The following is a 6001-nucleotide window of genomic DNA, read 5'->3' as shown; positions in this document are numbered from 1 at the left end:
ATCGGGGTGCACCACAAAGGTGTACACGTTCTCATCCAGGAGGCCGTAGGACTTTTCCGAGATGACCGGGGCCAGGATGATGTCGCGGGGGTCGGTGATGGTCGCCATCTACGCCGTTACCTCCTCGGTGCTAGCGGTGCCGGCGCCCGCCTGGGCACTGATGTAGGCGTTGAGCGCCTCAACGCTGAACACCACGTCGTCGGAGCGCAGCACGTCATAGGTGTTGAGCTGGTCGGGCGTCAGGATGTGCACACCGGGCAGGTTGCGCACGCTCTTGGCGCCGGCCTCGTCGCTGCGGCCGATCACGATCAGCACCTTCTTGCGGTCGGTCAGCGTGCCCAGGAACGCCCTGGCGTTCTTGGTCGACGGCGTCTGGCCCGACACCAGCTCGGTGACCGCATGAATGCGGCCGTTGCGCGCCCGGTCCGACAACGCGCCGCGCAACGCGGCGACGATCATCTTCTTGGGGGTGCGCTGGGCGTAGTCGCGCGGCTTGGGACCGTGCACGACGCCACCGCCGGTGAACTGCGGGGCCCGCGTCGAACCCTGACGGGCACGACCGGTTCCCTTCTGCCGGTACGGCTTACGTCCACCGCCGCTGACTTCGCCGCGGGTCTTGGTCGAGTGCGTGCCCTGGCGCGCCGCCGCCCGCTGCGCGGTGACCACCTGGTGCATCAGCGCGATGTTGGCCGGGGCGTCGAACAACTCGGCCGGGAGCTCGACGGAGCCGTCGACCTTGCCGTCGGGCGTCTTGACGTCGATCTTGAGAGCCATTACTTCTCACCTCGTTTGATCGCGCTGCGGACCACCACGAGCCCACCGGTACGGCCGGGGACCGCACCCTTGATCAGCAGCACGCCGTTCTCGGCATCAACCTTGTGCACCACCAGGTTCTGCACGGTCACCCGGTCGTTACCCATCCGGCCGGCCATCCGGGTGCCCTTGAAGACGCGCGCGGGGGTGGCGCAGCCGCCGATGGAACCGGGACGGCGGTGCACCGCCTGCGCACCGTGGCTGGCGCCCTGGCCGCGAAAGCCGTGGCGCTTCATGGTGCCGGCGAAGCCCTTGCCCTTGGAGGTACCGGTCACGTCGACATAGGCGCCGTCGGCGAAGATCTCCGCCGTCAGCTCCTGGCCGACTTCGTATTCGCTGGTCGCGGCCTCGTCGTCCAGCCGCAATTCGGCCAGGTGCCGGCGCGGGTTCACGCCCGCGGCACTGTACTGACCGGTGACCGGCTTGTTCACCTTGCGAGGGCTGACCTCGCCGTAGGCCAGCTGGACGGCGCTGTAGCCGTCGCGCTCGGGTGTGCGGATGCGGGTGACCACATTGGGCCCCGCTTTGACCACCGTCACCGGGACGACCCGGTTGTTCTCGTCGAACACCTGCGTCATGCCCAGCTTGGTACCCAGAATGCCTTTTCTTGCCATGAGTCTGGATCTCCTACTGGATGTTGACGTCGACACTCGCCGGAAGGTCGATGCGCATCAGCGCGTCGACCGTCTTCGGCGTCGGGTCGAGGATGTCGATCAACCGCTTGTGAGTGCGCATCTCGAAGTGCTCCCGCGAGTCCTTGTACTTATGCGGAGAGCGGATGACGCAATACACGTTCTTCTCAGTCGGCAGCGGCACCGGACCTACGACACTGGCACCCGTGCGGACGACGGTCTCGACGATTTTGCGCGCCGATGCGTCGATGGCCTCATGGTCGTAGGCCTTGAGCCTGATGCGGATCTTTTGTCCCGCCACGCTTCTCCTACCCTCACTCCAACTTACAAAAATCCGTGTCCGGACCTGGTGCTCCCAGCGCGCTAATCGAGCCCGGGCCAACCCTGGGCCGATCGAGCGTCGCGCCGGATACTGCGCCGCTGTTTACCTGTCGTGGTCCACCGGCCCCCGCGGTCGGGTGTGTCACCCTCACGCAGCCTGGACCGCGGCAAAATTTGTCGCGCTCCAAGGATGGGACCGGACGCGCCCGTTTGGGCGCTGGTCGTATGCCCGACCAGGCGCAAACCCGGCCCAAGGCAACCTGAACAGTATGCCCTAGATCATGGGTTTGGCCAAATCCCGGCCGAACGCCACGGGCGCGGCCCCGCCCGGCGGTCAACCCGCTGGTCAGCGGCCGTCGCCGGCCTCAGGCACCCGCCGATTCGACGCTCGCCGCGCCGGCCCGGCTGTGTGCGCGCTGTACATAGAGGAAACCGTCGACCGCCGCGAGCGCGCACTCGCGGTAATCGAAGTCGGGAAGGGTGGAAAGGCGCCCCAGCACCAGCGGGCCGATGAGCAGTGCGATGGCCCGGGAGCGGTCCACCTCGCCGAGCTCGGCGGCCTCCGGGCTGTCGAAGATGGCGTCGAACGGCGCGGCGTACTGCTGGGCGATGCGCTCCCGCAGCGTCGTGATCGCCGTGCTGTTTACGGCGCAGTCGCGGGGTTCCGGCATCTCGTCCAGGTCCCGACCCATGGACAACCACGACATGGCCGTCATCAGCGCCGGCGCCTGCGCCACCGACTCGGCCTGCGCCAGCACCACCGCCACCAGGCGGTCGCGCAGCGAACCCTCGGCCGGCGGCGTGGGCGAGGGCGGGATGAGGCTGTTGAAAGCCGCTGCCAGCAAATCGTTTCCGCTGGGGAAGTGGCGATACAACGTGGCTCTGGCCACATTGGCCGTGCGGGTGACCGCGTCGACGGTCACCGCGCTGGGACCACCGGAACTCAGCAGCGTGGCGGCGGCCTCGAGTAAACGCGCCCGCGAGCGCGCCGGGCGGGGGTCGCTGGTGCTGCCAGTGATGTGACCCACCTCCCTGTTTGGGAACGAGACTATCGGTCTACCTACAAGACTATCGGTCTCGAAACTTCCCAACGCCACCGTGAGGAGGCGCAGCATGGTCGAAACCCTGGTCCGGCCTGACCAGCGTACTGATGCAGTCAGCATCGGCAATAGTCCCCGAGCTCGAAACTGGACGCTGGCGGTCGCCTGCATGGGAGTCGCCCTCGTTGTCGCGTCGATGACGGCGCTGAACACCGCGCTGGGAGACCTCGCGGTGGCCACCTCGGCCACCCAGTCGCAGCTGAACTGGATCGTCGATGGGTACACCGTCGCCCTGGCGTGCCTGCTGTTGCCCGCGGGCGCGATCGGCGACCGCTACGGCAGGCGCGGCGCCCTGCTGATCGGCTTGGTGGTCTTCTCGGTCGGCTCGATGGCCCCGGCGATGCTGCACAGCCCGGCGCAGATCATCGCCGGCCGTGCGGTGGCCGGAATCGGCGCCGCCTTCGTGATGCCGGCGACGTTGTCGCTGCTGAGCGTGGCCTATCCAAAAGCCGAGCGCACCAAGGCGGTCGGGATCTGGGCGGGCACCGCCGGATCCGGCGGCGTGCTGGGCATGATCGGTTCCGGCGTGCTGCTTCGCTTTTGGGACTGGCACGCGATCTTCTGGTCGCTGGGCGTCGCCGGTCTGGTGATCTTCGCGCTGGCGTGCACCGTCGCCTCGTCGCGCGACAGCGGCGCCCCCCGGATCGATGGGCTGGGCGCGATCCTGGTCGGTGCCGCGGTGGCGATCGCCGTGGCGGCGATCCTGGAGGCGCCGACCCACGGATGGAGCAACCCCCTGGTCTGGGGCGGGCTCGTCGCGGGGGCGGTGCTCGCGGCGGGGTTCGGTGCCGTCGAGCTGCGCCTCGCCCGGCGCGACAGGCAACCGCTGCTCGACGTCCGGTTGTTCGCCGACCCGAATTTCGCCACCGGTGTCGCCGCGATCGTCATCCTGTTCGGCGCCACGTTCGGTTTCTTCTACATCGGCATGCAATACGTGCAACAGATCATGGGCTACTCGGCCCTGACGACGGCGATCTCCTTCGGCCCGTTCATGGTGCCGCTCGGCATTTTCTCGGCGCTATCGTTCTGGTACGTGCCCAAGCTGGGCCTGCGGCTCGTGCTGTTCATCGGCACCCTGCTGATGGCGGTCGGGTTCGCGTGCATGTACCGGTTGAACCTGCACTCTTCATATCTGGAATTCGCCTGGCCCACACTGATATTGGCAACCGGCATCGGAATCTGCACGGCGCCGACGACGTCGGCGATCATGGGGGCGGTGCCCGACGAGAAGCAGGGTGTCGCCTCCGCGGTGAACGACACGTCCCGGGAAATGGGCGGCGCGTTGGGAATCGCGGTGGCCGGTTCGATTCTGGCCGGCCGCTATTCGCACGAGCTCGCCCCGAAGTTGGCGGGCTTTCCCGAGCCGGTCCGGGGGCCGGCCACCGATTCGCTGGCCAAAGCCGTCGAGGTGGCGGGCCGGATGGGACCCCAGGGCCGCCAGCTGGCGGACATCAGCAAGGCCGCGTTCCTGGCGGCCTTGCACGCATCGACGATCACGATGGCCGTGATCGTCGCCGCCGCCGCGCTGCTGAGCGCGGTTTGGGCGCCCGGCCGCGACGGCCGGCAGCTTCGGCCGGTGCGCGGGATGCTGTCCAGCCGCCGTCGCTGAACCGGCCCTTTCGTCCAATGCTGTTGTCCAACAGCGGGTTCAATGCTTGAAAACGTCTGCCGGTTCTGGTATCACCAAATATATATCGACAGTTACAGATCATCTCTGCGAGGCGAGGTGGATGTGGTGTTGATGGGTGTTACCAGCGTGGTCGAGCCGGTATGCCCGGCGCGGCAGCGTTCGCCTCCGGCCTGCCGACGGGTTTCACGCAACGGCGAAGGGAGGTAACGGACAAAAGACAAGCACGGGCAATCGAACAATGGAACGGCGACCGTGCAGTCCACGAATATTGCGACGCATTGTCGCGCGACGTATCAATTGCGCGCGCACCGCCACTTGCCGTGGCCATCTACGTGGACCGCATGAACATTCGCCGCTAGCGGGGCGGGCCTCATGCCTCACCGTTGAGGCCCGCCCCCACGCACGCATCACCGAACGAATTCGGCGGCCCGATGACCGATCATGACGATGGTGGCGTGCGGCCCCCGGCTGGTGATCGCGGGCAGGACCGAGCCGTCGATCACCCACAAGTTGTCGATGCCGTGCACCCGGCAGCGATGGTCTACGACCGCCCGTGGGTCGGTATCGGCGCCCATCGGCGCCGTGCCGCAGAGGTGTTGCGACGTGGACCATACGGGCTCGCCGACATGTGTTGCGGTACGCGCCAATTCGCGGGCCAATTCGGCGCCTTGGCGTAGCGCCGCGACGTCCTCGGGCTCGCTGTCGTAACGGTGCTCGATGAGGGGCGCCGCCTCGGGATCGGCCGACGCGAGCGTGATGCGCCCGCGTGCGCGTGGCCGCATGAGCGCCACCCCGATGTGCGGCCAGTCGGCATGACCGGCGGTGCCGTCCCCGGTCATCGCGACGAACCCGCCTGTGTAGGGCCTGATCTCGAGACCATCGGCGGTGCTCAGCACGACTTCCAGCACCGGCCGGCCGGGAGCCACCGTCCAGTCGGTGGGCAGCACCCATTCGGGGTGGTCGCTGAACGACGTGCCCACCGGCAGCGGGTTTACCGCCGGTACGCCGACGGCCCGCAGCCCCTCCTCGGCTCCGATGCCGGAGAGCATCAGCAGCTGCGCCGTTTGGATGGCCCCGGCGCACAACACGATCCGGTCTGCGGTCAGCGTCACCCGGCCGTGCGGGCCGACGGCGTCGACACCCGTGGCGGTGGTGCCGGTGAAGCGCAACCGCGCGACGCGCGTCCGGGAGTGCAAGGTCAGGTTCGGCCGGCCCAGTACCGGCAACAGGAAGCCCGCGCCGGATCCGGTACGCACACCGTCGACGATGTTCAGCGGGACGGCACCCGTCCCCGAAACCGGTTCCGGCCCAAAGTCATTGAGATCTTCGATCCAGTCGAAACCGGCGCGCTGCGCGGCGGTGATGAAACGTTCGGTGGTTCCCGTCATTTCGTGGGTGCGACGGACCCGGATCGGACCGCTGTCGCCGTGGGCCGGCCCACTGAAGTCCAGGTCGGTCTCGATGGCGCGGAAGCTCTCGAGGACGTCGGACCAGGCCCAGCCGGG

General features: G+C 67.9%; 6 protein-coding genes and 1 pseudogene. 1 reads left to right on the top strand and 6 read right to left on the bottom strand.

Annotated features, from left to right (window positions below):
- From A5711_RS16185 to A5711_RS16165, 5 genes and pseudogenes are all read right to left on the bottom strand, one after another.
- Nucleotides 1–108, bottom strand: a pseudogene (locus tag A5711_RS16185) (50S ribosomal protein L23); the annotation flags it as partial.
- Entirely contained in the window at nt 109–774 is a 666-nt protein-coding gene (gene rplD, locus A5711_RS16180) for a 50S ribosomal protein L4 (RefSeq protein ID WP_067948210.1), read from the bottom strand.
- Nucleotides 774–1427 (bottom strand): 50S ribosomal protein L3, encoded by a 654-nt coding sequence (rplC, locus tag A5711_RS16175; RefSeq protein WP_067948208.1) that lies wholly within the window; start codon nt 1425–1427, stop codon nt 774–776. The genes rplD and rplC overlap by 1 nt, the downstream gene beginning before the upstream one ends.
- Before the next feature lie 13 nt (nt 1428–1440).
- On the bottom strand, nt 1441–1746 hold the full coding sequence (gene rpsJ / locus A5711_RS16170) for a 30S ribosomal protein S10 (RefSeq protein WP_003873519.1): 306 nt from the start codon (nt 1744–1746) through the stop codon (nt 1441–1443).
- Nucleotides 1747–2131: 385 nt separating this feature from the next.
- A complete protein-coding gene (locus tag A5711_RS16165) occupies nt 2132–2785 on the bottom strand; it encodes a TetR/AcrR family transcriptional regulator (RefSeq protein ID WP_067948212.1) in 654 nt (217 codons plus the stop codon).
- 190 nt (nt 2786–2975) lie between these two features.
- Here A5711_RS16165 and A5711_RS16160 point away from each other — a divergent pair, with 190 nt between their 5' ends.
- The gene (locus A5711_RS16160; protein ID WP_369829944.1) at nt 2976–4475 is read left to right on the top strand and encodes an MFS transporter; all 1500 of its coding nucleotides are present in this window, start codon (nt 2976–2978) and stop codon (nt 4473–4475) included.
- A gap of 428 nt (nt 4476–4903) precedes the next feature.
- Here the strand turns inward: A5711_RS16160 and mftG are convergent.
- On the bottom strand, nt 4904–6001 hold a 1098-nt coding region (mftG, locus tag A5711_RS16155), incomplete at its 5' end, for a mycofactocin system GMC family oxidoreductase MftG (protein WP_067948204.1).

The organism is Mycobacterium sp. E2238, from assembly GCF_001672665.1.
Taxonomy (GTDB): Bacteria; Actinomycetota; Actinomycetes; order Mycobacteriales; family Mycobacteriaceae; genus Mycobacterium.
This window is presented reverse-complemented; position numbering and strand designations above follow the sequence as displayed.